We start from the raw sequence: 23,153 nt of genomic DNA on the forward strand, positions 1-23,153 counted from the left end.
GACGCAGGGACGCGTCGTCGCCGACCGGTACGAGCTGTCCACGCTGATAGGGCAGGGCGGCATGGGCCAGGTCTGGACGGCCTACGACCGCAGGCTCGACCGCCGGGTGGCGGTGAAGCTGCTCCGTCCGGACAAGGTGGCCGGGCAGGAGGCGGACGAACTGCGCCGCCGCTTCCTGCGTGAGTGCCGGGTGACCGCGCAGGTCGACCACCCCGGCCTGGTCACCGTGCACGACGCGGGCAGCGAGGGCGAGGAGCTGTTCCTCGTCATGCAGTACGTGGACGGCGCCGACCTCTCCGACCATCTCGCGGAGCACGACCCGTACCCGTGGCAGTGGACGGTCGCGGTGGCCGCGCAGTTGTGCGCCGTGCTGAGCGCGGTGCACGCGGTGCCGATCGTGCACCGCGACCTCAAGCCGCGCAACGTGATGGTGAAGCAGGACGGCACGGTCACCGTGCTCGACCTGGGCGTGGCGTCCGTCATGGACACCGACACCACCCGCCTCACGCACACCGGTTCACCGATCGGCTCGCCCGCCTACATGGCGCCGGAGCAGGCGATGGGCGGCGCCGTCGGCCCGTACACCGACCTGTACGCGCTCGGTGTGCTGATGCACGAACTGCTCAGCGGGGACGTGCCGTTCACCGGCTCCACCGCGCTCGGCGTGCTGCACCGGCACCTGTACGAGCCCCCGCTCCCGGTACGCCGGCTGCGCCCGGAGGTGCCGGGCGCGCTGGAGGCGCTGGTGCTGCGGCTGCTCGCCAAGGACCCGCAGGACCGCCCGGCCTCCGCGCAGGAGGTGTACGAGCAGCTCGCGCCGCTCCTGCCCGAGCGCGGCATGCCCACCGGTGCCCCGCTGGACCCCACGCGTCCCTTCCTGCGTCCGCACGCCCCCTGGCCCGACCGTGCCCGCACCCCCGCGCCACAGCCCGCCCAGGTCGCTCCGGCGCCCCCGGTGGACGAGAAGCCCGATGTCGCCGCCGCCGTGGACGAGGTCAAGCGGCTGCTGGGGGAGGGGCGCATCACGCAGGCCGTGGACATCCTCGGCGCGATCCTGCCCGCCGCGGCCGAACAGCACGGCGAGCACTCACCGGTCGTACGCACCCTGCGCAAGCAGTACGCGGCCACGCTCCTGGACGACGGCCAGTACCGGCGCGCCCTGCCCGAGCTGCGCCGTCTGGCCGACGAGCGCGCGGCCGAGGCGGGACAGGCCGACCAGCAGTCCCTGCGCTTCCGCTACGAGGCCGCGCAGTGCCTGGAGCAACTGGGCGAACCGGCGGCCGCGCTCGCGGAGTACCGCGCGCTGCTGCCCTACTACGAGAACCGGTACGCCTTCGACGATCCCCGGCTCGCCCATGACGTCCGCCGCCGCATCGGCCATCTGCTGCTCGCCCTGGGCGACCGTCCGGCCGCCCACGACATGCTCGCGCGACTGCTGATGGACGTGGAGCGGACGCACGGCCCGCTCGATCCGCTGGCGGCGGAGATCCGGCGGACCCTCCAGTGGCTGGGCCAGGTCCGGGGCTGACGGCGCCGCCCGCGCGGGGTCAGCGGGTGACCGGCAGCGCCGAGACGAAGCGCGGCCCGTCCGACTTGTGCTGGACCGGGAAGGTCACCTTCAGCCCGTGCTCCTGGCCGGCCACCGAGAGGACGGTGGCGTACTGCATGCCGAGGAACACCTTCCTGGAGTTGCCCGCGGAGAGGTAGGGGCGGGGCAGGTTCAGCACGAGCCTGCCCGGCTTGCGGCCCTGGTTGCCGTCGAAGAAGAGCAGGCGCTGGTCGGTCAGCACCAGGTAGAGCGGGCGGGGCGTGACCGTGGCCATCACCGTCCCGGCGCTCAGTACACCCACCACCGCCGCGGTGAGCGCCTGCCTGCGCACGGACACCGAGCCGACCCCGGCCAGGGAGGTGAACTCCACCCGCTCGCCCTGGAGAAGCAGGGGAGCGGTGGCTTCGAGCAGTTGCCGGTTGCGGCGGGAGCTTATGGACATCCGGGACTCCGAGACGGGTGCGCGGGGAAAAGGGGCTCCAAGGAGACTCCCGCCGACTGGCGATGGTTGTACGGAAGTTCCGCAAGGCGCCCCGTGCGAGGGGTTGTCACAGGTCTCGCCTAGTATCCGCCGCATGTCGTTCGCTTCCGGATCCGCGCTGCCGCCACCCGACTTCGAGGTCGCTTCCGCCTACCCCGAGGTCGCGTGGCTCCGGCAGACCGCCGCCGCGCGTGACTGGCCGTCGATCCGCCGGTACCTGGACGGGCTGCCGCGCGAGGTCGCCCGCAGCTTCGCCGTCCGTGTGCTCGACGAGGTGGCGGGGATCGAGGTGTGGATGCGCGAGATCCTGGCCGCCGAGCCCGACGACGTGCTCGCGCTGACGGTCCTCGGCGCCCGTGAGGTGCAGATCGGTTGGGAGATACGGACCTCGGCGTCCGCGAAGGACGTCAGCCGCGAGCAGTTCGCCGGGCTTCACGCGCATCTGCGCCAGGCCGAGCAACTGCTCATCCGGGCCACCGCGCTCGACCCGTCGTCCGACGCGGCCTGGGCCGAGCGTCTCACCACCGCGATGGGGCTCCAGCTCGGGCAGAACGAGGCGCGCCGGCGCTACGACCGGCTGGCCGCGCACCACCCGCACCACTTCAACGGCCAGTCCCGGCTGCTGCAGCAGCTCTGCCCCAAGTGGGGCGGGAGCTGGGAGGCGGCCCACGGATTCGCCCGGCAGTGCCTGCTGGACGCCCCCGAAGGAGCGCTCAGCGGGGCGATGGTGGCCGAGGTCCACCTCGAGCACTGGCTCTCCCTGAGCGGACAGGAGCGCGACGCGTACCTGCGCCAGGGACACGTCCACGCCGAACTCGCCGAGGCCGCCGACCGGTCCGTGCTCAGCCCGCACTTCCGGCGCGACCACGGCTGGGTCATCGCCCAGAGCTGCTTCGCGGCGATGCTCTCCCTCACGGGGGACCTGGCGCGGGCCGCCGCCTGCTTCCGGGTACTCGGCGACCTCGCCTCCGAGTACCCCTGGGACTACCTGGGCGACGCCACCAAGGCGTACGTCAAGCACCGCGACGCCGCCCTCGCCCGCGGCTGACCGCGGCCGCGCACACCTGGCCCTTCGCCGACTGACGCACGCGCGTGCCCGGCAGAGCCCAGATCCCCCATCCTTCGCACGACGAACCCGCCGAACAGAGGCCGGAGATGAACCCCCAGGCTGCCATCCGCACCACCGAGGTCGACGGCGTACCCACCCTCTTCGCGCACGCCACCGGGCCGATGCGCGCCGGACTCGTGTTCCGTGTCGGAGTCGCCGACGAGACGCTCACCCGGTCCGGGATCACCCACCTCGTGGAGCATCTCGCCCTGCACCGCCACGGCCTGGCCGACTACCACTTCAACGGCGAGACCAAGGCCGCGTTCACGCACTTCTACATGGAGGGCGTGGAACACGAGGTCGTCGCCTACCTCCAGGGCGTCTGCGCCTCCTTGTGCGACCTGCCCATGGAGCGCCTGGAGACCGAGAAGGAGATCCTGCGCACCGAGGAGTCCCGGCGCGGCTCGGCCCAGCTCCCGCTGTGGCGCTACGGCGCCCAGGGGCACGGGCTGGTCAGCTACCCGGAGTGGGGCGTGCGCAACCTGCGCCCCGAGGACGTGCGGCACTGGGCGCAGACCTGGTTCACGCGGGGCAACGCCGTGCTGTGGGTCGCGGGTGAGCGGATACCGGAGGGGCTGTCGCTGCGGCTGCCCGAGGGCGCCCGCATCCCGATGCCCGCCGTCACCTCCGCGCTCCCCGAGACCCCGGCGTACTTCTCGGACGGCAGTGGCGGTGTCCTGCTCGACGCCGTCGTCGCCGACACCGCCGCCGCCCGGCTGTACGCGGGCGTCCTGGAGCGCGAGCTGTCCCGCTCCCTGCGCCAGGAGGGCGGCTACTCCTACACGGCCGGCACCGACTACACCCCCCGCCGCGACGGCATGGCCCTCGTGACGGCTTTCGCCGACTCCCTGCCCGACAAGCAGGACGCGGTGCTCGGCGGCTTCGTCGACGTCCTCGCCGGGCTCCGGGCGGGCCGGATCGGGCCGGCGGACCTGGAGGCGGTGCGCACCCGCCACGACTCCGCGCTGGCCGCGCCCGACGCCGCCGCCAAGCGGCTGCCCGGCTCCGCCGAGGACCTGCTCGCCGGGCGCCCGGTCCTGACCCCGGACGCGCTGCGGGCCGAACTGCGGGCGGTGACGCCGGAGCAGGTGCACACGGTGGCGCGGCAGGCCGCGCAGACGGCCCTGATGCAGGTGCCCGCCGGGCACAGCGCCGACTGGGCGGGGTACACGGCGGCCCCCACGGACTCGTCGTACACGGTGACCGGGCGCAGGTTCCGTTCGGTGCGGGACAAGAGCGTGGCGCTGGTGGTCGGTGCCGAGGGCGTCAGCGTGACCACGAAGTCGCCGGACGGCACCGAGTGCGCCGTGACCGTCCCCTACCGTGCCTGCGCCGCCGTGCTGTGCTGGCCCGACGGCGGCCGCCGGCTCGTCGGGACCGACGCGCTGTGCGTCGACGTGGATCCGGGCCTGTACGACATCGACGCGCACACCATGGCCACCATCGACGCCGCCGTGCCCCCGCACGCGGTGGTGTGGCTGCCGCCCCGGCAGCAGCCGGCGGCCAGGCCGGCGACCGCGGCCGCCTCTCACGAGGGCGGCACCGCTCAGGGGTCCGCCCCGGGCGGCCGTACCCCCACGCGGCGGACCGTCATGCAGTCCATCGGGCTGGTGGTGCTCGGGATACTCGCCGTGCTCTGCGGCCTCATGGCCCTCTCCTTCACGGTGTTCGAGGCCGAGGACCCCGAGCTCACGATGGGGGAGTGGATCGCCATCTCGGCCTTCTTCTGGGGCATCACCGCCCTGCTGGTGTGGCCCGCCGTACGGATCGTGCGGACCACCCGGCGGGCGTGAGACGGCACCGGCCCGGTGACGCGCCCCTCGGCAGAGTGACGCGGCGGTGCCCGAACTCGTGGTGAATCGTTGGTCCAATGGGTTGGCCGGAGCAGTACGGCTGCCTAACATCGATCACCGCAAGACCTTGTGCACCGTCGCACAATCTCCTCAGGAGGTTCCCCTTGCTCCGCCGCCGTCGCACCGCGCTAGCCCTCACCGCCGCGATCGCCGCCGCGGCCCCGCTCCTCACCGCCTGCGGAAACGACGCGCACCCCGGCGCGGCTGCCGTCGTCGGCGGGCAGCGGATCACCGTGTCCCAGTTGGAGAGCCGGGTGAACGAGGTACGGGCGGCGCAGCGGGCCGAGGTGTCCGACCAGGCCCAGTACCAGCAGGTGCTGGCCTCCACCGGCAGCCTCACCCGCGACACCCTGCACAACATGGTCCTCGACCAGGTGCTGCACCGCGCCGCACGGGACCAGGGCGTCACGGTCACCCGCAAGGAGGTCCAGCGGATGCGTACGGACCTGGAGAAGCAGGCCGGCGGCGACAAGCAGCTCCGGGCCGCGTGGCTCCAGAAGTACGGCATCGCCCCCGAGCGTCTCGACGACAACCTCGGGCTGCAGATCGAGGCGCAGAAGCTGGCCGCCAAGCTCGGCACCGACACCAGCCAGCCCCCGTTCTGGGACGCGCTGTCCAAGGCGTCGAAGGCCCTCCACATCGATGTGAACCCGCGCTACGGCGCCTGGGACGTGGTCAAGAGCAGCCGGGTCGACGCCCGCACGCCCTGGCTGCGGGACGCCACGGCGGCCCAGAGCGCCTGACGGGACGGGTACGCCCGGCGCGGGCCGTGTGACCTGCTGGTTCCCGGCCCCGCGCGGCGTGTCGGTCATACGATCACAGGACTCTCCCGCCCCTGTGGATAACTCGGCCCGTCATTCCGCGTCCTGGGTTACGTTCGGATCGTGAACGCAATCAGTCCCGAAACCGCCCCTGGCCGCATCGTCCTGCTCACCACCAGCCACCGGGTCGCCCCCGGCCTGCTGTCCTGGCCCGCCTGGCAGGCGCTGCGCTCCGCCGACGCCGTGCTGTGCGCGGACGGCGCCCATCCGCAGGTGCCGTATCTGCGTGAGGCCGGCATAGCGGTGTCGGAGGCGTCCCCCACCGCCGAGGAACTGGTCGACGCCTGCAAGGGCGACCGCACGGTGGTCGTCGTCGCCACCGGCGAGGGTGAGCCCGCCCTCACCGACGGCCTCGCCCGGCTCGCCGGATCCGGCCGGGTGAGCATGCCCGAGCTGGAGCTCCTCCCCGCCTCCTACGACCTGCCCGGCGCCCGCCTCCTCGACCTCGTGCAGGTCATGGACCGCATCCGCGCCGAATGCCCCTGGTCCTCCCGGCAGACCCACGAGGGCCTGGCCAAGTACGGCATCGAGGAGGCGTACGAACTGGTCGAGGCGATCGAGGCCGGCGACCGGGAGGAGCTGCGGGAGGAGCTGGGCGATGTGCTGCTCCAGGTCGTCTTCCACTCCCGCATCGCCGAGGAGGACCCGGAGTCCCCCTTCTCCGTCGACGACGTGGCCGGGGGCATCGTCACCAAGCTGATCCACCGTCACCCGCACGTCTTCGGGGAGGAGGAGGCCGAGACGCCCGAGGACGTCAAGGCGCACTGGCTGCGTACCAAGGCCGAGGAGAAGCGGCGCACCTCCGTGACCGAAGGCATCCCCCTCGGCCAGCCCGGCCTCGCCCTCGCCGCCAAACTCGCCTCCCGCGTCCGCGCCGCCGGCCTGGACGTACCCCTCCCCCAGGGCGACGGCATCGGGTACGAACTGCTGGACCTGGCCGCCCGGGCCGAGGAAGCGGGCGTCGACCCGGAGACGGCCCTGAGAGCGGCCGCCCGCACCTACCGGGACGCGATACGCGCGGCCGAGGGCGCACCGGCCCCGGAGCACGACACCGACCCGGAGCACGACACCGAGTAGCGCGGCCGGCGGGGACCCCCGGACCGGCAGGCGGGCCCCGACAGAGAGGAGCCGACCCGCACCCCGCCCCCGCCCGCCGGATACCGTCGAGGAGTGACCGAGCCACACCAGCCCACCCCCGACGACCCCGCCTCCGAGGACTCCGCCCCGGAAGACTCCGCCCCGGAACTCTTCACCTGGGAGTTCGCCGCCGACCCCTACCCCGCCTACGCCTGGCTCCGGGAGCACGCTCCCGTGCGCTGGACCAAGCTGCCCAGCGGGGTGGAGGCATGGCTGGTCACCCGGTACGACGACGCCAAGCAGGCCCTGGCCGACCAGCGGCTCAGCAAGAACCCGGCACACCACGCCGAGACCGCGCAGGCCAAGGGCAAGACCGGCATCCCCGGTGAGCGCAAGGCCGACCTGATGACCCACCTGCTGAACATCGACCCGCCGGACCACACCCGGCTGCGCCGTCTGGTCAGCAAGGCGTTCACCCCGCGCCGGGTCGCCGAGTTCGCGGACCGCGTGCAGGAGCTGACGGACGACCTCATCGATCGGTTCGCCGAGCGGGGCTCGGCCGACCTCATCCACGAGTTCGCCTTCCCGCTCCCCATCTACGCCATCTGCGACATGCTCGGCGTCCCGCGCGAGGACCAGGACGACTTCCGGGACTGGGCGGGCATGATGATCCGGCACGGCGGCGGCCCCAGGGGCGGGGTGGCGCGGTCGGTGAAGAAGATGCGCGGCTATCTCGCCGACCTCATCCACCGCAAGCGCCAGGCGCTCCCCGCCGAGCCCGAGCCCGGCGAGGACCTGATCTCCGCGCTCATCCGGGCCTCCGACCACGGCGAGCACCTCACCGAGAACGAGGCCGCCGCCATGGCCTTCATCCTGCTGTTCGCCGGGTTCGAGACCACCGTCAACCTCATCGGCAACGGCACCTACGCCCTGCTCACCCACCCCGGGCAGCGCCACCGGCTCCAGAGCTCCCTGGCCGCCGGGGAGACGGGCCTGCTCCAGACCGGGGTGGAGGAACTGCTGCGCTACGACGGCCCGGTGGAACTGGCCACCTGGCGTTACGCCACCGGGCCGCTCACCATCGGCGGCCAGGACATCGCGGCCGGGGACCCGGTGCTGGTGGTCCTCGCGGCGGCGGACCGCGACCCGGACCGCTTCGCCGACCCGGACCTGCTGGACCTCGGCCGCCGCGACAACCAGCACCTCGGCTACGGACACGGCATCCACTACTGCCTGGGCGCCCCGCTCGCCCGGCTGGAGGGCCAGACCGCGCTGGCCACCCTGCTCACCAGGCTGCCGGACCTGCGCCTGGCGGCCGACCCGGCCGAACTGCGCTGGCGCGGCGGACTCATCATGCGTGGACTGCGCACACTGCCGGTGGAGTTCACACCGGTCGGTCCCAGTCGTGAAACCTCACATGACAGACCTTCAACTATGTGATCTTCACGTGATCTGTGCGGCATTAACTTGTGACAAGCGATCGTCTGCCGATACGTTCACCCATCAGTGTGGCGCCGAGCACCACTTGCCACGCCGTACTGCTGTCGCACGAAAGGCAACCGCATGCTCTCCGGGAACGGTAGGCACCGTCGACCCCGCCAGGCTCCGGCGCTCCTCGTCGCGGCCGGCGTGACCACGTCCGCCATCGCGATCCCGCTCCTCGGGGCGGCGAGCGCGAACGCGGCCGACGGCACCACCTGGGACAAGGTCGCCGAGTGCGAGAGCGGCGGCTCCTGGAGCGCCGACACCGGCAACGGCTACTACGGCGGCCTGCAGATATCCCAGGACGACTGGGACAAGTACGGCGGCACGCAGTACGCGGGCAGCGCCGACCAGGCCAGCCGTTCGCAGCAGATCTCGGTGGCCGAGAAGATCCTGGCCGACCAGGGCACCACCCACTGGGCCACCTGCGCCCTGCTCGCCGGGCTGACCTCCGACTCCGGCTCGGTGGACGTCGACACGGGTGTGAGCGAGTCCCCGTCCGCGGACAAGGGCGGCTCCGACACCGGTGACGACAAGCCGAGCGAGGCTCCCGACGCGAGCGCTTCGCCCGATGATTCCGACTCGTCCGGAACGGCGGATTCGTCCCCCTCGTCCGACTCCTCCTCGAAGGAGACCGGCAAGCCGTCCGCGGACGCCGGTGAGAAGGCCGGTTCCGGCCACTCCGGCAAGGACACCGACACCTCCCGCTCCGGCGGGTCCGCGCCCGCGGCCTCCGACGGCGGCTACGCGGGCGGCGGTTCGGCCTCCAGTGCTCCCGCCGCCAAGGACTCCGACGACTCGTGGGAGGACGGCGGCTCCTGGAGCCTGGTCGACACCGGCGACCTCGGCGGCGGCGGCCGTCATCGCGGCGGCAGCGCCGACGAGGCCGTGACGGGCGGTCAGCACGCGGCCGGGACGGGCCGCCACGCCACCGCCTCTCCGGGCGGCTACATCGTCCGCGACGGTGACACGCTCGGCTCCATCGCCGACTCCCTCGACGTGGACGGCGGGTGGGAAGCGCTCTACTCCGCGAACAAGCATGCCATCGGCTCCGACCCGAACCATCTCGACCCGGGGCAGACCCTGAAGGTGCCGGGCGAAACGGACGCGGAATAGGGGAATCTGACGCCCACTATCCTCTTATATGTCCCAATTGGCGAAAGTGTGGGATGACTCTCAGAAGCCTTGATCGTCTTTGAAATTCGCCTCGGCGCGTGTCTACGGTCGGGACCGCTCGTCACCACGAGCCCCCGTGGCCGCAACGCCGAATCCTGCCAGCGGCCCTCGGGGACAACCGTCGCGTCAAGCGCCGTAGGCAGGAGCGGGGGACCCAAGGTAAGTGCCCGGACCGGTGATTGACGCCGGTGCGGGCTTGGGGTGGAGCCACGCCTTTTCCGCAGTGACGGGGGAGGGGTGGCCGGGCACTCAACCGGCCCGAACCCGACAGCTCACCTCGCAGGCGTCGGTGAGGGGATCGATCCATGCTGTTTTCCAGCAAGGGCAAGTACCGTCGCCCGTCCAAGACCGTCCGTGTCCTCGCGCTCGCCGGTGTCGCCGGCGCGGCCGTCGCGGGCCCGGTGATGGCGTCGGGCAGCGCCTCCGCCGCCACCGGCTCCGAGTGGGACGCCGTCGCGCAGTGCGAGTCGGGCGGCAACTGGTCCATCAACACCGGCAACGGGTACTACGGCGGTCTGCAGTTCTCCGCCTCCACCTGGGCCGCGTACGGCGGCACGCAGTACGCCGGCACCGCCGACAAGGCGAGCAAGGAACAGCAGATCACCGTCGCCGAGAAGGTGCTCGCCGCCCAGGGTAAGGGTGCCTGGCCGGTCTGCGGCACGGGCCTGTCCAGCACGCCGTACAGCGGCTCCGCCGCCCCGGCCCCCTCCACGGACACCAAGACGGAGGACAAGGCCGCGGCCGACACCTCCGACCGCACCGCCGACGACCAGGCCGCCTCCCGCTCCACCGAGCGTCCGGACGCGAGCAAGACCGTCACCACCCCGACCGGCGGCAAGGCCAAGAAGGGTGACGGCGAGTACAAGGTCGTCAAGGGCGACACGCTCAGCTCCATCGCCACCGAGCACAAGGTCGAGGGCGGCTGGAAGAAGCTGTTCGACCTGAACAAGGACATCGTCGAGAAGGCCGACTTCATCTACCCCGGCCAGATGCTGCACCTGAAGTAACCGCGACCCGCTCCCGGGGCCGGCCCCCGACCCGTCCGGCTCCGCGAGCCTCCGGTCCGCCACGGACCCCCGCCCCGGTGCGCGTTCCCCCCGCGCGCCGGGGCGGTGCGCGTCCTCCCTCGGCCGTACCGATGCCCCGAACCCCTTTGTTCCGGGCGGGAACAATGGGTACGGTCTCCCTGTCCCACCCCGTTCACGAGGCGGTCGGTCGACGGCCGACGCCCCGGGGACGGTTAGGCTCTAGACGCAGGGCATGCCATCCGGCAGACGCCCCGCACTCTCAGCGTCACATCCACGAAGGAGATGCTCGTGCCGTCCATCGACGTCGTCGTAGCTCGGGAAATCCTGGACTCCCGAGGCAACCCCACGGTCGAGGTCGAGGTCGGCCTCGACGACGGCAGCACGGGTCGTGCCGCCGTCCCGTCCGGCGCCTCCACCGGTGCCTTCGAGGCCATCGAGCTGCGTGACGGTGACCCGAACCGCTACATGGGCAAGGGTGTCGAGAAGGCCGTCCTCGCCGTCATCGAGCAGATCGGCCCGGAGCTGGTCGGCTACGACGCCACCGAGCAGCGTCTGATCGACCAGGCCATGTTCGACCTGGACGCCACGGACAACAAGGGCTCGCTCGGCGCCAACGCCATCCTCGGCGTCTCCCTCGCCGTCGCCCACGCCGCCTCCGAGGCCAGCGACCTGCCGCTCTTCCGCTACCTGGGCGGCCCCAACGCGCACCTGCTGCCGGTGCCGATGATGAACATCCTGAACGGCGGCTCGCACGCCGACTCCAACGTGGACATCCAGGAGTTCATGATCGCGCCGATCGGCGCGGAGTCCTTCTCCGAGGCCGTCCGCTGGGGCGCCGAGGTCTACCACACCCTCAAGAAGGTCCTGAAGAACAAGGGCCTCGCCACCGGCCTCGGCGACGAGGGCGGCTTCGCCCCGAACCTCGGCTCCAACCGTGAGGCCCTCGACCTCATCCTGGAGGCCATCAAGGAGGCGGGCTACACCCCCGGCGAGCAGATCGCCCTGGCGCTCGACGTCGCCGCGTCCGAGTTCTACAAGGACGGCAAGTACCTCTTCGAGGGCAAGGAGCGCTCCGCCGCCGAGATGACGGAGTACTACGAGGAGCTCGTGGCGGCCTACCCGCTCGTCTCCATCGAGGACCCGCTGTTCGAGGACGACTGGGCGGGCTGGAAGGTCCTCACCGACCGCATCGGTGACAAGGTCCAGATCGTCGGCGACGACCTGTTCGTCACCAACCCCGAGCGCCTGGCCCGCGGCATCGAGGAGGGCATCGCCAACGCCCTGCTGGTCAAGGTCAACCAGATCGGCTCGCTGACCGAGACCCTGGACGCCGTCGAGATGGCCCAGCGCAACGGCTACAAGTGCATGATGTCCCACCGCTCCGGCGAGACCGAGGACGTCACCATCGCCGACCTGGCCGTCGCCACCAACTGCGGCCAGATCAAGACCGGTGCCCCGGCCCGCTCCGAGCGCGTCGCCAAGTACAACCAGCTCCTGCGCATCGAGGAGATCCTGGACGACGCCGCGGTCTACGCCGGCCGCAGCGCCTTCCCGCGCTTCAAGGGCTGACACCCCGGCGGGGGTCCGGCGCGAGCCGCGGCCCCGCCCGTCGTACCTACGTCCCCGGACCCGGTCCCGTACCGTGTCCGGGGACGTACGCGCGTATGAGCACGGCACGAGACGCACAGCAGAAGACGCACAGGCACAGTGGAGGCGGAGAGCCAGATGGCCGCGAGGGACCGGGACCGTTTCTCCACCACGACCAGGCTCCGGCTGCTCGGTGAGCAGACGGCGGCCCGTGTCTACCGCTCCCAGACCAAACGGCAGGCCCGCCGCTCGCGCCTCACCGGCCGCGCCGCCCTGCTGGCCCTGGTGCTGTGCTCGCTGATCGTCGCGCTCGCCTACCCGATGCGTCAGTACGTCTCCCAGCGCGCCGAGATCGCCGACCTGAAGCACCGGCAGGAGCAGGCCAGTGCCCGGGTCGAGCAGCTCAGGGACACCAAGGCCCGCTGGCAGGACGACGCCTACGCCGAGCAGCAGATCCGGCGCAGGCTGCACTATGTGATGCCCGGCGAGACCGGGTTCGTCGTGATCGACCCGGGCGCCGCCAAGCAGTCCCGTACCGACCGCGGGGCCGCCCACCGGCCCTGGTACGCGAACGTCTGGGACGGTGTCGACAAGTCCGACGCCTCCGACCAGTGACCGGCATCCGCCGGTGACCGACCGAAAGCCACTCTGGAAGCAGTCATGGAAACGCCCCCGCCCCACACTCCGCGCACCGAGCCCACCGAGGCGGACATCGCCGCCTTCGAGCTCCAGCTCGGCCGCCCGCCGCGCGGCCTGCGGGCCATCGCCCACCGCTGCCCGTGCGGTCAGCCGGACGTCGTGGAGACGGCGCCCCGGCTGCCCGACGGCACGCCCTTCCCGACGACGTACTACCTGACGTGCCCCCGCGCCGCCTCGGCGATCGGCACGCTGGAGGCCAACGGCGTCATGAAGGAGATGACCGAGCGGCTCCAGTCGGACCCGGAGCTGGCCGCCGCCTACCGGGCCGCGCACGAGGACTACATCCGGCGCCGCGACGAGATCGAGGTCCTGGCGGGCTTCCCCAGCGCGGGCGGCATGCCCGACCGGGTGAAGTGCCTGCACGTCCTGGTCGCCCACTCGCTGGCCGCCGGACCCGGTGTGAACCCGCTGGGCGACGAGGCCATCGCCATGCTGCCCGAGTGGTGGGCGAAGGGCCCGTGCGTGACGCCCGGCGACGCCTGCGCGGCCGAGCCGGCCGAGTCCGGTGCGGAGGAGGGCCGGTGACCCGCGTCGCCGCCGTGGACTGCGGCACCAACTCCATCCGCCTGCTGGTCGCCGACGCGGACCCCGCGACGGGTGAACTGACCGATCTGGACCGCCGGATGACGATCGTCCGGCTCGGCCAGGGCGTCGACCGCACCGGCCGCCTCGCCCCCGAGGCGCTGGAGCGCACCTTCGCCGCCTGCCGGGAGTACGCCGAGGTCATCCGCGAACTCGGCGTGAGCCGGGTGCGGTTCGTCGCCACCTCCGCCTCGCGCGACGCGGAGAACCGGGACGAGTTCGTGCGCGGTGTCGTGGACATCCTGGGCGTGGAGCCGGAGGTCATCACCGGTGACCAGGAGGCCGAGTTCTCCTTCACCGGCGCGACCGGGGAACTGTCCGGCAGCGACCACCTGGAGAAGCCGTACCTGGTGGTGGACATCGGCGGCGGCTCCACCGAGTTCGTCGTCGGGGACGACCACGCACGGGCCGCGCGGTCCGTGGACATCGGCTGCGTCCGGCTGACCGAACGGCACCTGGTGCGCGACGGCAAGGTCACCGACCCGCCCGCGCACGAGCAGGTCGCCGCCATGCGGGCCGACATCGACGCCGCGATCGACCTCGCCGCCGAGGTCGTGCCGCTCCACGAGGCGCGCACCCTGGTCGGGCTCGCGGGCTCGGTCACCACGGTGTCCGCCATCGCCCTGGAGCTGCCGGAGTACGACTCCGCGCGCATCCACCACTCCCGGATCTCGCGGGGCCGCGTCCGCCAGATCACCGAGTGGCTGCTCAGCTCCTCGCACGCCGAGCGGGCGGAGATCCCCTCCATGCATCCGGGCCGGGTCGACGTGATCGGCGCGGGTGCCCTCGTGCTGCTCGCGATCATGGAGCGGACCGGTGCCGAGGAGGTCGTCGTCAGCGAGCACGACATCCTCGACGGCATCGCGTGGTCCATCGCGTAGCAGGACCCGACGGCCGTACGGATACGGCCTGTTACCGTCCAGTAGTGTGCGGCTGAGCAGCCTGGACGACGTTTGAGCGCCCCCGCGGGGCGGCCGACACGCCGCTTCGCGGGGCTCCGCCGGAAACCTTCGTGAAGTTCTTCACAAGGAATTCAGCCCCGGTGGGGGACACGAGGGTCCGCATTGACCCGTTCGGGGGTCCAACAGCCCCTGGAGCATGTTCACGACCGTATTGCGCGGGTGTTTCGACGGGGTGTCCCGAAGCCCTGCGAAAGGTGTCCCGAGAGGGGGTCCGGAGGCCGGACGGCCAGCTCAAGCGGCATTGACAACGGGTCGGGGCGGCTCACGGTTCCCCATCGTGAACATGACCTGCGTCACGCGAGTGGCGGAGGATAACACACCCCCTCTCCAACCTTGTGAAGGGGCGCACGAGCTACCCCCCAGGGGCGGGTGGATACTCGATGGCATGAGCACCACGGAGCGTCCCAGGATCCTCGTAGTAGGCGGTGGGTACGTAGGCCTGTACGCAGCTCGGCGCATCCTCAAGAAGATGCGCTTCGGAGAGGCGACCGTCACGGTCGTCGATCCCCGGTCGTACATGACCTACCAGCCCTTCCTCCCCGAAACCGCCGCCGGCAACATCTCCCCTCGCCACGTCGTCGTACCGCTGCGACGCGTGCTGCCGAAGGCGGAGGTCCTCACCGGCCGGGTCACCACCATCGACCAGGAGCGCAAGGTCGCCACGATCGCCCCCCTCGTGGGCGAGGCGTACGAGCTGCCCTTCGACTACCTGGTCATCGCCATGGGCGCGGTCTCCCGCACCTTCCCGATCCCCGGCCTCGCCGAGCAGGGCATCGGTATGAAGGGCATCGAGGAGGCCATCGGCCTGCGCAACCACGTCCTGGAGCAGCTCGACAAGGCCGACTCCACGACCGACGAGGAGATCCGCCGCAAGGCGCTCACCTTCGTCTTCATCGGCGGTGGCTTCGCGGGCGCGGAGACCATCGGCGAGGTCGAGGACATGGCCCGCGACGCCGCCAAGTACTACAAGAACGTGTCCCGCGAGGACATGCGCTTCGTCCTGGTCGACGCCGCCGACAAGATCCTCCCCGAGGTCGGCCCCAAGCTCGGCCAGTACGGCAAGGAGCACCTGGAGAGCCGCGGTGTGGAGATCTATCTCTCCACCTCCATGGACTCCTGCGTCGACGGCCACGTCGTGCTGAAGAACGGCCTCGAGGTCGACTCCGACACGATCGTGTGGACCGCGGGCGTCAAGCCCAACCCGGCCCTCGCCCGCTTCGGTCTGCCCCTCGGCCCGCGCGGCCACGTGGACTGCGCCCCGACCCTCCAGGTCCAGGGCACCGACTACATCTGGGCCGCCGGTGACAACGCCCAGGTCCCCGACCTCGTCGGCCGCAAGGCGGGTAACGAGAACGCCTGGTGCCCGCCGAACGCCCAGCACGCGCTGCGTCAGGCCAAGGTGCTCGGCGACAACGTGGTCTCCGGCATGCGGGGCTTCCCGCAGAAGGACTACGAGCACGCCAACAAGGGTGCCGTCGCGGGCCTCGGCCTGCACAAGGGCGTGGCGATGATCGTCATGGGCAAGATGAAGATCAAGCTCAAGGGCCGTCTCGCCTGGTACATGCACCGCGGTTACCACGGTCTGGCCATGCCGACCTTCAACCGCAAGATCCGCGTCTTCGCGGACTGGACCCTCGGCATGTTCCTCAAGCGCGAGGTCGTCGCCCTCGGCGCCATGGAGCACCCGCGCGAGGAGTTCTACGAGGCCGCCAAGCCCGCCCCGGTCGCCGCTGCGCCGAAGACCGAGGAGAAGGCGAAGGCTTCCTGACCTCCGGTCAGCCTCCGCGTTCGACGCACACCGTTCGACCCGAAGGACCTTCCGCCATCCGTGGTGCGGGAGGTCCTTCGGCGTTCCCGGCCCACCCGCTGTTTTGCCCTGCCGTAACCCCAATGCGGGACTGCGCCGGGTACGTCGCGGTGTTTACGTGGTAACGGACATCCGGGATCGTCGTCTTGGAGGTGTGCGTCATGGCCGACGCCGCGTCGCGCTTGGTGAGTGTGGCCGAACAACTGCTGGGAGCACCTCTCCCGGTGCGGATCCGGGCCTGGGACGGTTCCCAGGCCGGCCCGCCGGGTGCCCCCGTGATCGTCGTACGCAACCGGCGCGCCCTGCGCCGCATGCTGTTCAAGCCGGGTGAACTGGGCCTGGCCCGCGCCTGGGTGTCCGGTGACCTGGACATCGAGGGCGATCTGTACACCGCCCTCGGCGCGGTGGCCGGTCTGCTCTGGGAGCACGACGACGACGCGGACACCCGCTCGCTCGCCGGGGCCGTGCGCGACCCCGCCGTGCGAGCCGCCGCGCGCGAGCTGATCCGGCTCGTCGGCCCGCCGCTGCCCCCGGCGCCACCGCGCGAGGAGGTCCGCAGACGGCGCCATCTGCACACCCGCCGCACCGACAAGCGGGCCGTCAGCCACCACTACGACGTGGGCAACGACTTCTACGGAATCGTCCTCGGCCCGTCCATGGTGTACTCCTGCGCCTACTGGGAGGACGGCGGCTCCCTGGAGACCGCCCAGCGCGACAAGCTCGAACTGGTCTGCGGGAAACTCGGTCTGAAGCCCGGTCAGCGGCTGCTGGACGTGGGCTGCGGCTGGGGCTCGATGGCCATCCACGCCGCCCGCGAGCACGGGGTGAGCGCCGTCGGCATCACCCTCTCCCAGGAGCAGGCCGCCCTCGCCCGCAAGCGCGTCGCCGACGAGGGGCTCACCGACCGGGTCGAGATCCGCGTCCAGGACTACCGCGACGTCCGCGACGGCCCCTACGACGCGATCTCCTCCATCGGCATGGCCGAGCACGTCGGCGCCGACCGCTACCTGGACTACGCGCGCGACCTGTACGACCTGCTCAAGCCCGGCGGACGGCTGCTCAACCACCAGATCGCCCGCCGCCCGCAGCGCGACGAGACGGCGTACGAGGTCGACGCGTTCATCGACTCCTACGTCTTCCCCGACGGCGAACTCGCGCCCGTCGGCACCACCGTCACCATGCTGGAGCGCGCCGGGTTCGAGGTGCGGGACGTGGAGTCGCTGCGCGAGCACTACGCCCGCACCCTGCGCGCCTGGGTGACCAACCTGGAGGGGAGCTGGGAGCGCGCGATGCGGCTCGCGGGGCCCGGCCGGGCCCGCGTCTGGCGGCTGTACATGGCCGCCTCCGCGCTCGCCTTCGAACGCAACCAGATCGGCGTCAACCAGGTCCTCGCCCTCCGCACCCCGGATTCCGGCGCCTCGGGACTCCCGGCCCGCACCCGCCTCTGGAACGCCTGACGACACGAGTGGGGCCCCGCTCCGATCCCGGAACGGGGCCCCACTCGCGCGTGTGCCGTACGGCTACTCGGCCTTGATCGCCGCCAGCATGTTCAGCCGGGCCGCGCGCCGGGCCGGCCACAGCGCCGCCAGCACGCCCACCAGGGCGGCCAGCAGCAGGAACAGCGCCAGCCGGGACCAGGGCAGCACCAGCTCGTACGTCGCCATCTTCGTGCCCAGCAGCTCACCGGCCGCCCAGCCGAAGAACACGCCGAGCCCGATGCCCAGCACCCCGCCGAACAGCGAGATCACCAGGGACTCCAGGCGGACCATCCGCTTGACCGACCCGCGCTCCAGGCCGATCGCGCGCAGCATCCCGATCTCCTGGGAGCGCTCGAACACCGACATGGCCAGCGTGTTGACGACGCCGAGGACCGCGACCACCACGGCCATGCCGAGCAGGCCGTAGACCAGGTTCAGCATCAGCGTGAAGATCTGGGCGATGCCGTCGGAGATGTCCTTCTTGTCCTGGACCTGGATGGCCGGGTTGGAGCCGAGGGCCTTGGCCAGCCGGTCCTTCGTCCCGTCCGAGGCGCCGTCCGCCATGCGGACCAGGACCTGCATGTCGGCCGGGGCGCGCAGGTGCGGGGTGAGCACCTTGTCGTCGATCATGATGCCCCGGATCATCTCGTTGCCCTCGTACACCCCGGCGACGGTCAGCGTGGCCTGCTTGCCGTCCTCGAAGTGCGCGGTGAGCTTCGAACCGGCCTTCCAGCCCTGCTCCTTGGCCCGGTCGGCGTCCACCACGATCCGGTTGCCGGACACGTCGAACGTGCCCTGCTTCACCTTCAGGTCGGTCAGCTCGCCGATCGCCGAGCCGTTGACGCCGGTCAGGTACTCGGTGTCGCCGTCGATGCGGGAGGCGCCGTTGCGCAGCGGGCTGGACGCGGCGACCCCGTCGGTGGCGGCCAGCTTGGTGGCCACGTCCGGGGAGAGCGGGGTGCGGTTGGCCATCGAGACGATGTAGTCCGCGCGGATCGCGGAGGCGGCCATCTTGTCGATCGACTTCTGCAGGCTGCCCGCCATCACCGTCATGCCGGTGATCAGGGTCAGGCCGATCATCAGCGCGGACGCGGTGGCCGCCGTGCGGCGCGGGTTGCGCACCGCGTTCTGCCGGGCGAGGCGGCCCGAGACGCCGAACAGGCGCAGTACCGGTGCGGTCGCCGCGATCAGCGGGCGGGAGAGCAGCGGGGTCAGCACGAAGACGCCGATGATCAGCAGCACCGCGCCCAGGCCCATCGCGCCCTGGCCCTTGTCGGTGTCCATGGTGGTGGCCGCGAGGACCACGCCCGCGCCGGCCGCCGCGAACAGCGCGCCGATGGTGTTGCGCAGCACCAGCGAGCGGGTGGTGGCGGTCGCGTGCACGCTGTTCATCGCCGCGACCGGCGGGATCTTCGCGGCCCGGCGGCCGGGCAGCCAGGCGGCGAGCACGGTGATGACGATGCCGACGGCGAGCGCGGCGACGACCGTGCCCGGCGTGACCACGAGCGGCCCGTCCGGCATGCTCGCGCCGAAGGAGTTCAGCAGGGCGCGCAGTCCGGCGCCGATGCCGACACCGGCGGCGAGTCCGGCCACGCCCGCGACCGTGCCGACCGCGAACGCCTCGGCCAGCACCGAGCGGGTGACCTGGCCGCGCGAGGCGCCGACCGCCCGCAGCAGGGCGAGTTCCTTGGTGCGCTGGGCGACCAGCATGGTGAAGGTGTTGGCGATGATGAACGTGCCGACGAACAGGGCGATGCCGGCGAACACCAGGAGCACCTGGCGCAGGCCGCTCATGGAGGAGGAGATCTGCTCGGCCTGGTCGGCGGCGAGCTTCTCACCCGTGGTGGTGCTGACCTGACCGGCCGGGAGCGCCTTGTCCAGCGCGGCCTTGAGCGCGCTCTGGCTGGTGCCGGGGGCGGCGGTCACGTCGATCTCGTCGTACGCGCCCTTCTTGCCGAACAGGGTCTGCGCGGTGGGCGTGTCGAAGAGGGTGAGGCTGCCGCCCGCGGCCACGTTGCCGTCGTCGGTGGTGAAGACGCCGGCGACGCGCGGGGTGAGGACCGGGCCGTCGACCGAGAGGCGGACGGTGTCGCCGACGCCGTAGCCGGTGCGGCGGGCGGTCTCGGAGTCGATCAGCAGCTCGCCCGCGCCGTGCGGGGCGTGGCCGGAGACGAGGTCGTAGCGGGCGTCCTTCGTGCCCCAGTAGTTGCCGCCCATCGACTGCCAGCCGTCGCCGACCAGCTTGCCGTGCTTGTCGGCCAGCGCGGTGAAGCCGCTGACGACACCGGTCGCGGAGGCGGCGCCGGGTACCTTCTCGGCCTTGGCCAGCAGTGCCGGGGTCAGGTCGGGGGTGGAGCCGACCCGGTCGCCGCTCGCCTGCTGGTGCTTGGCGCGGACGGCCACGTCGACGCCGTCGAAGCCCTGGGCGGAGCTGTTCTCGAAGGCGCGGGAGAGGGTGTTGGTGAAGACCAGGGTCCCGGACACGAAGGCGACGCCGAGCATGACGGCGAGCACGGTCATCAGGAGCCGGGCCTTGTGCGCGAGGACGTTGCGCAGCGCGGTGCGGAACATCAGCTCGTACGGCCCTTCGCGTCGAATCGCTTCATGAGGTCGAGGACCGAGTCGGCGGTCGGGTCCTGGATCTCGTCCACGATCCGGCCGTCGGCGAGGAAGACCACCCGGTCCGCGTAGGCGGCGGCCACCGGGTCGTGGGTCACCATGACCACCGTCTGGCCCAGCTCGCGCACGGAGTTGCGCAGGAAGCCGAGCACCTCGGCGCCGGAGCGGGAGTCGAGGTTTCCGGTCGGCTCGTCGCCGAAGATGATGTCCGGCTTGGAGGCCAGCGCGCGGGCCACGGCGACGCGCTGCTGCTGGCCGCCGGAGAGCTGGGAGGGGCGGTGCGTGAGCCGTCCGGACAGACCCACCATCTCGATCACCCGGTCCAGCCACTCCTTGTCGGGCTTGCGGCCCGCGATGTCCATCGGCAGCGTGATGTTCTCCAGCGCCGTGAGCGTCGGCAGCAGGTTGAACGCCTGGAAGATGAAGCCGATCTTGTCCCGGCGCAGCCGCGTGAGCTGCTTGTCCTTCAGCGAGCCCAGCTCGGTCTCGCCGATGCGCACCGAACCGGAGGAGAAGGAGTCCAGCCCGGCCACGCAGTGCATCAGCGTGGACTTGCCGGAGCCGGACGGGCCCATGATCGCGGTGAACTCCGCCTGGCGGAACTCGACGGAGACCTGGTCCAGGGCGACCACTCGGGTCTCACCCTGCCCGTAGATCTTCGACAGCTCCGTGGCGCGCGCGGCCACGGCGGTGGTCCTGCCGGTGGTGGGTGTGGTGGTCACGGGGGTGGTGCTCCTGTCGGACGGCGGTCTCGGGGGTCTGTTCCCATGGTCCCCGTTCCCGGAAGCCGTCCGGTCAGCCGTTGTTCCCGTTCCCTACCGCGACTCCGGTCGGACGGAGCGGCCCGGTGTCATACCTGGGGAGGACGGCCGACCCTGAGGGGGCGTACCGCCAGGAACAGGGGGACCGCCCTTGTTCAGTAGGTGAAATTCCGTCATTCCGCGTACGGGTATGCGGGCGTCACGGCAGGCTGTTGGCAAGTGCGGATGGCTCGTACCGTGGTCTGATGCACCCTCAGACATCAATAAAATAAGACAACATCGGTCTGTCCTCTCCGCTGTCCGAGTGAGCCCTCCCGATAGGCTCAGGATCTCGAAGCGGAGCCCACGGCCTGCCCGGATGGTGGAATGCAGACACGGCGAGCTTAAACCTCGCTGCCCCTTCGCGGGCGTGCCGGTTCGAGTCCGGCTCCGGGCACTTCCTTGTCGTGGCGGGCCGGCCATGTCCCGCTCTCAGCCCTCGTACACCGTCAGCACCGCGCCGTCGACCTCGATGCTGCGGCCCGCTCGCATGCCGTTGCGGCGCAGGGCGGCCAGGCAGGTGTGGAAGAGGGTCAGTTCCTCGGGTCCGAGGATGGCGGCGGCGAGGTCGAGGAGTTCGTGGACCGCGCGGTCGGTGAGGACCTCGGGGAGTTCGCCGGACAGGAGTACGACGGACTCGCCGTCCGGGCCCCGGACCACCGCGGTGGCAGGCCCGCCATGCACGAACAACACGTTCCCCCCAAGGGCCCGTGGTCGTGCGGCTCTCGCTCCTCGGGCAGGACGAGAGACTAGCGGGGGATCTCGGCCCGTTCGGGTGGACTTGCTTTCTTTTTCCGAGTTGACGCAAGCGTGGCCGGGTGAGGGCGTCCGCCGGACACCCCGCGACGCGCGCCGGGGTGCGGATCAGGCGTCCGGGGCCTGCTTCGCCGAGCGGCCGAGCAGGGACTCCACCAGGGCGGCCACGTGTCTGCGGTCGTCGGACGACAGTCGCTGCACGCTGGCGATGAGCAGGTCCACCTCGGGGTCACCGGAGCGGGGCGCGGCCGGACCGTCGCTCTCGCCGGCCGGGCTGCCGTAGACGTGGATGCCGCACGCCTCGGCGGCCGCCCGGCGGACGGTGTCCAGCGGGAGTTCGAGCCCCTTGGCCAGGCCCTCCAGGGTGCCGGCCTGGGGCATGCGCACCACGCGGTCGGTGGTGGCCAGGTGGTGGACGGTGGAGCGGGGTACGCCGCCGCGTCGCGCCACTTCGCCGTAGGACCAGCCCTCGCGGTCCAGGCGTTCGCGGATCAACTGCTGCAGTGCGTTGGCCACCGTTGGTCACTTCCTGCTCGTCCTGCTCGCCGCTCGGCCGCACGTCCTCGTCGGGAGGGAGTCTACGGGCCAGTAGGTGAACCGCCGAAGGGGTGATTACCCGAAAGGGTTGCGGCGTGCCCCCGCGAGGCCCTAGTGTCCAATCTCGTTGGACAGCTCGTCCGACCAAGTTGGACAGAGTCCGGGGGGAACCTGACTCGGTCCGACCGGAAACGCCCATTTCCCGAGGGGGAATCACCATGATGGACGCCCACGAGCTCGAGGCCGAGTCCGCCGAACTGCTGCCCGGCCGCGAGGCCCTCGGCAAGCTGAAGTTCAGCTTCGGCAAGACGGTCAACGTCACCAAGCACGTCGCCAACATCGAGGCGGCCAACCAGTCGGCCGCGCTCAACGACCACTCGGCGTGGTCCGTCGCCAACTCCGGCGCCTCCCAGGCCATCAGCGTCAGCCAGTAGTCCGCGCGCTCCACCGCCCACGCGACACAAGCCATCAGGAGAGGACACCCATCATGAGCATGGACATGCGCGACCTGGACGCCGAGTCCGCGGAGCTGCTGCCGGGCCGCGAGGCCCTGGGCAAGCTGAAGTTCAGCTTCAACAAGACGGTCAACGTCACCAAGCACGTGGCCAACATCGAGGCCGCGAACCAGTCGGCCGCGCTCAACGACCACTCCGTGTGGTCGGACGCCCAGTCGCACGCCGGACAGACGATCACCGTCAAGCAGTAGCCCCACCGCCGCGACGGCGGTCACGGGGGCGGACCGCGCCCGGTC

Annotated in this window: 21 protein-coding genes, 1 tRNA gene and 1 riboswitch; of the genes, 17 read left to right on the forward strand and 5 right to left on the reverse strand. The window is 71.4% G+C overall.

The features are described from left to right. Positions 1-34: 34 nt before the first annotated feature. The gene (locus HEK131_RS03155; protein ID WP_279614285.1) at positions 35-1,528 is read left to right on the forward strand and encodes a serine/threonine-protein kinase; all 1,494 of its coding nucleotides are present in this window, start codon (positions 35-37) and stop codon (positions 1,526-1,528) included. 19 nt (positions 1,529-1,547) lie between these two features. Here HEK131_RS03155 and HEK131_RS03160 read toward each other — a convergent pair whose 3' ends face one another. Further along, positions 1,548-1,991, reverse strand: coding sequence for a hypothetical protein (locus HEK131_RS03160; RefSeq protein WP_217462016.1), 444 nt, complete (start codon positions 1,989-1,991; stop codon positions 1,548-1,550). Positions 1,992-2,124: 133 nt separating this feature from the next. Between HEK131_RS03160 and HEK131_RS03165 the strand changes: the two genes are divergently transcribed. The 13 genes from HEK131_RS03165 (at position 2,125) to HEK131_RS03225 (ending at position 17,669) form a co-directional block, all read left to right on the forward strand. After that, positions 2,125-3,078, forward strand: coding sequence for a hypothetical protein (locus HEK131_RS03165; protein ID WP_244333591.1), 954 nt, complete (start codon positions 2,125-2,127; stop codon positions 3,076-3,078). Positions 3,079-3,185: 107 nt separating this feature from the next. After that, positions 3,186-4,931: an insulinase family protein gene (locus HEK131_RS03170; RefSeq protein WP_244333592.1), complete on the forward strand. Its 1,746-nt coding sequence runs from the start codon at positions 3,186-3,188 to the stop codon at positions 4,929-4,931. A gap of 164 nt (positions 4,932-5,095) precedes the next feature. After that, positions 5,096-5,734, forward strand: a complete 639-nt coding sequence (locus HEK131_RS03175) for a SurA N-terminal domain-containing protein (protein ID WP_217462013.1) — start codon at positions 5,096-5,098, stop codon at positions 5,732-5,734. A 141-nt stretch (positions 5,735-5,875) separates the two neighbouring features. Then, positions 5,876-6,889: a nucleoside triphosphate pyrophosphohydrolase gene (locus HEK131_RS03180; protein ID WP_244333593.1), complete on the forward strand. Its 1,014-nt coding sequence runs from the start codon at positions 5,876-5,878 to the stop codon at positions 6,887-6,889. Positions 6,890-6,982: 93 nt separating this feature from the next. Then, positions 6,983-8,329 (forward strand): cytochrome P450 family protein, encoded by a 1,347-nt coding sequence (locus HEK131_RS03185; RefSeq protein WP_244333594.1) that lies wholly within the window; start codon positions 6,983-6,985, stop codon positions 8,327-8,329. A gap of 123 nt (positions 8,330-8,452) precedes the next feature. After that, positions 8,453-9,487, forward strand: coding sequence for a transglycosylase family protein (locus tag HEK131_RS03190; RefSeq protein ID WP_244333595.1), 1,035 nt, complete (start codon positions 8,453-8,455; stop codon positions 9,485-9,487). Positions 9,488-9,668: 181 nt separating this feature from the next. Beyond that, positions 9,669-9,848, forward strand: a riboswitch (cyclic di-AMP (ydaO/yuaA leader). 4 nt (positions 9,849-9,852) lie between these two features. Next, the gene (locus HEK131_RS03195) at positions 9,853-10,554 is read left to right on the forward strand and encodes a transglycosylase family protein (RefSeq protein ID WP_217462009.1); all 702 of its coding nucleotides are present in this window, start codon (positions 9,853-9,855) and stop codon (positions 10,552-10,554) included. A 309-nt stretch (positions 10,555-10,863) separates the two neighbouring features. Continuing rightward, positions 10,864-12,144, forward strand: a complete 1,281-nt coding sequence (gene eno, locus HEK131_RS03200) for a phosphopyruvate hydratase (protein WP_217462008.1) — start codon at positions 10,864-10,866, stop codon at positions 12,142-12,144. 156 nt (positions 12,145-12,300) lie between these two features. After that, complete coding sequence (locus HEK131_RS03205; protein ID WP_217462007.1) at positions 12,301-12,777, forward strand: FtsB family cell division protein; 477 nt, start codon at positions 12,301-12,303, stop codon at positions 12,775-12,777. A gap of 45 nt (positions 12,778-12,822) precedes the next feature. Continuing rightward, positions 12,823-13,386: a DUF501 domain-containing protein gene (locus tag HEK131_RS03210; protein ID WP_217462006.1), complete on the forward strand. Its 564-nt coding sequence runs from the start codon at positions 12,823-12,825 to the stop codon at positions 13,384-13,386. After that, positions 13,383-14,324 (forward strand): Ppx/GppA phosphatase family protein, encoded by a 942-nt coding sequence (locus tag HEK131_RS03215; protein WP_244333596.1) that lies wholly within the window; start codon positions 13,383-13,385, stop codon positions 14,322-14,324. The genes HEK131_RS03210 and HEK131_RS03215 overlap by 4 nt, the downstream gene beginning before the upstream one ends. Positions 14,325-14,790: 466 nt before the next feature. Further along, positions 14,791-16,173: an NAD(P)/FAD-dependent oxidoreductase gene (locus HEK131_RS03220; RefSeq protein WP_161148135.1), complete on the forward strand. Its 1,383-nt coding sequence runs from the start codon at positions 14,791-14,793 to the stop codon at positions 16,171-16,173. A gap of 200 nt (positions 16,174-16,373) precedes the next feature. After that, entirely contained in the window at positions 16,374-17,669 is a 1,296-nt protein-coding gene (locus tag HEK131_RS03225; RefSeq protein WP_244333597.1) for an SAM-dependent methyltransferase, read from the forward strand. A gap of 63 nt (positions 17,670-17,732) precedes the next feature. Here HEK131_RS03225 and HEK131_RS03230 read toward each other — a convergent pair whose 3' ends face one another. Next, complete coding sequence (locus HEK131_RS03230; protein ID WP_244333598.1) at positions 17,733-20,261, reverse strand: ABC transporter permease; 2,529 nt, start codon at positions 20,259-20,261, stop codon at positions 17,733-17,735. Further along, positions 20,261-21,031, reverse strand: a complete 771-nt coding sequence (locus HEK131_RS03235) for an ABC transporter ATP-binding protein (protein ID WP_217462002.1) — start codon at positions 21,029-21,031, stop codon at positions 20,261-20,263. The genes HEK131_RS03230 and HEK131_RS03235 overlap by 1 nt, the downstream gene beginning before the upstream one ends. Positions 21,032-21,422: 391 nt before the next feature. Here HEK131_RS03235 and HEK131_RS03240 point away from each other — a divergent pair. Further along, positions 21,423-21,506: transfer RNA gene (locus tag HEK131_RS03240), tRNA-Leu, on the forward strand. A gap of 35 nt (positions 21,507-21,541) precedes the next feature. Here the strand turns inward: HEK131_RS03240 and HEK131_RS03245 are convergent. After that, entirely contained in the window at positions 21,542-21,793 is a 252-nt protein-coding gene (locus tag HEK131_RS03245; protein WP_244333599.1) for a hypothetical protein, read from the reverse strand. Between the two features lie 180 nt (positions 21,794-21,973). Beyond that, positions 21,974-22,381, reverse strand: a complete 408-nt coding sequence (locus tag HEK131_RS03250; RefSeq protein WP_217462001.1) for a helix-turn-helix domain-containing protein — start codon at positions 22,379-22,381, stop codon at positions 21,974-21,976. A gap of 239 nt (positions 22,382-22,620) precedes the next feature. On the opposite strand from HEK131_RS03250, the gene HEK131_RS03255 reads away from it, so the two are divergent. Together HEK131_RS03255 and HEK131_RS03260 are read left to right on the forward strand one after the other, a co-directional pair. Continuing rightward, complete coding sequence (locus tag HEK131_RS03255) at positions 22,621-22,836, forward strand: hypothetical protein (protein WP_161148036.1); 216 nt, start codon at positions 22,621-22,623, stop codon at positions 22,834-22,836. A 53-nt stretch (positions 22,837-22,889) separates the two neighbouring features. Further along, on the forward strand, positions 22,890-23,108 hold the full coding sequence (locus HEK131_RS03260) for a hypothetical protein (protein WP_161148035.1): 219 nt from the start codon (positions 22,890-22,892) through the stop codon (positions 23,106-23,108). The last annotated feature ends 45 nt before the right edge of the window (positions 23,109-23,153 follow it).

Origin of the sequence: Streptomyces seoulensis (assembly GCF_022846655.1) — a bacterium.
In the GTDB taxonomy this organism is placed as follows: domain Bacteria; phylum Actinomycetota; class Actinomycetes; order Streptomycetales; family Streptomycetaceae; genus Streptomyces.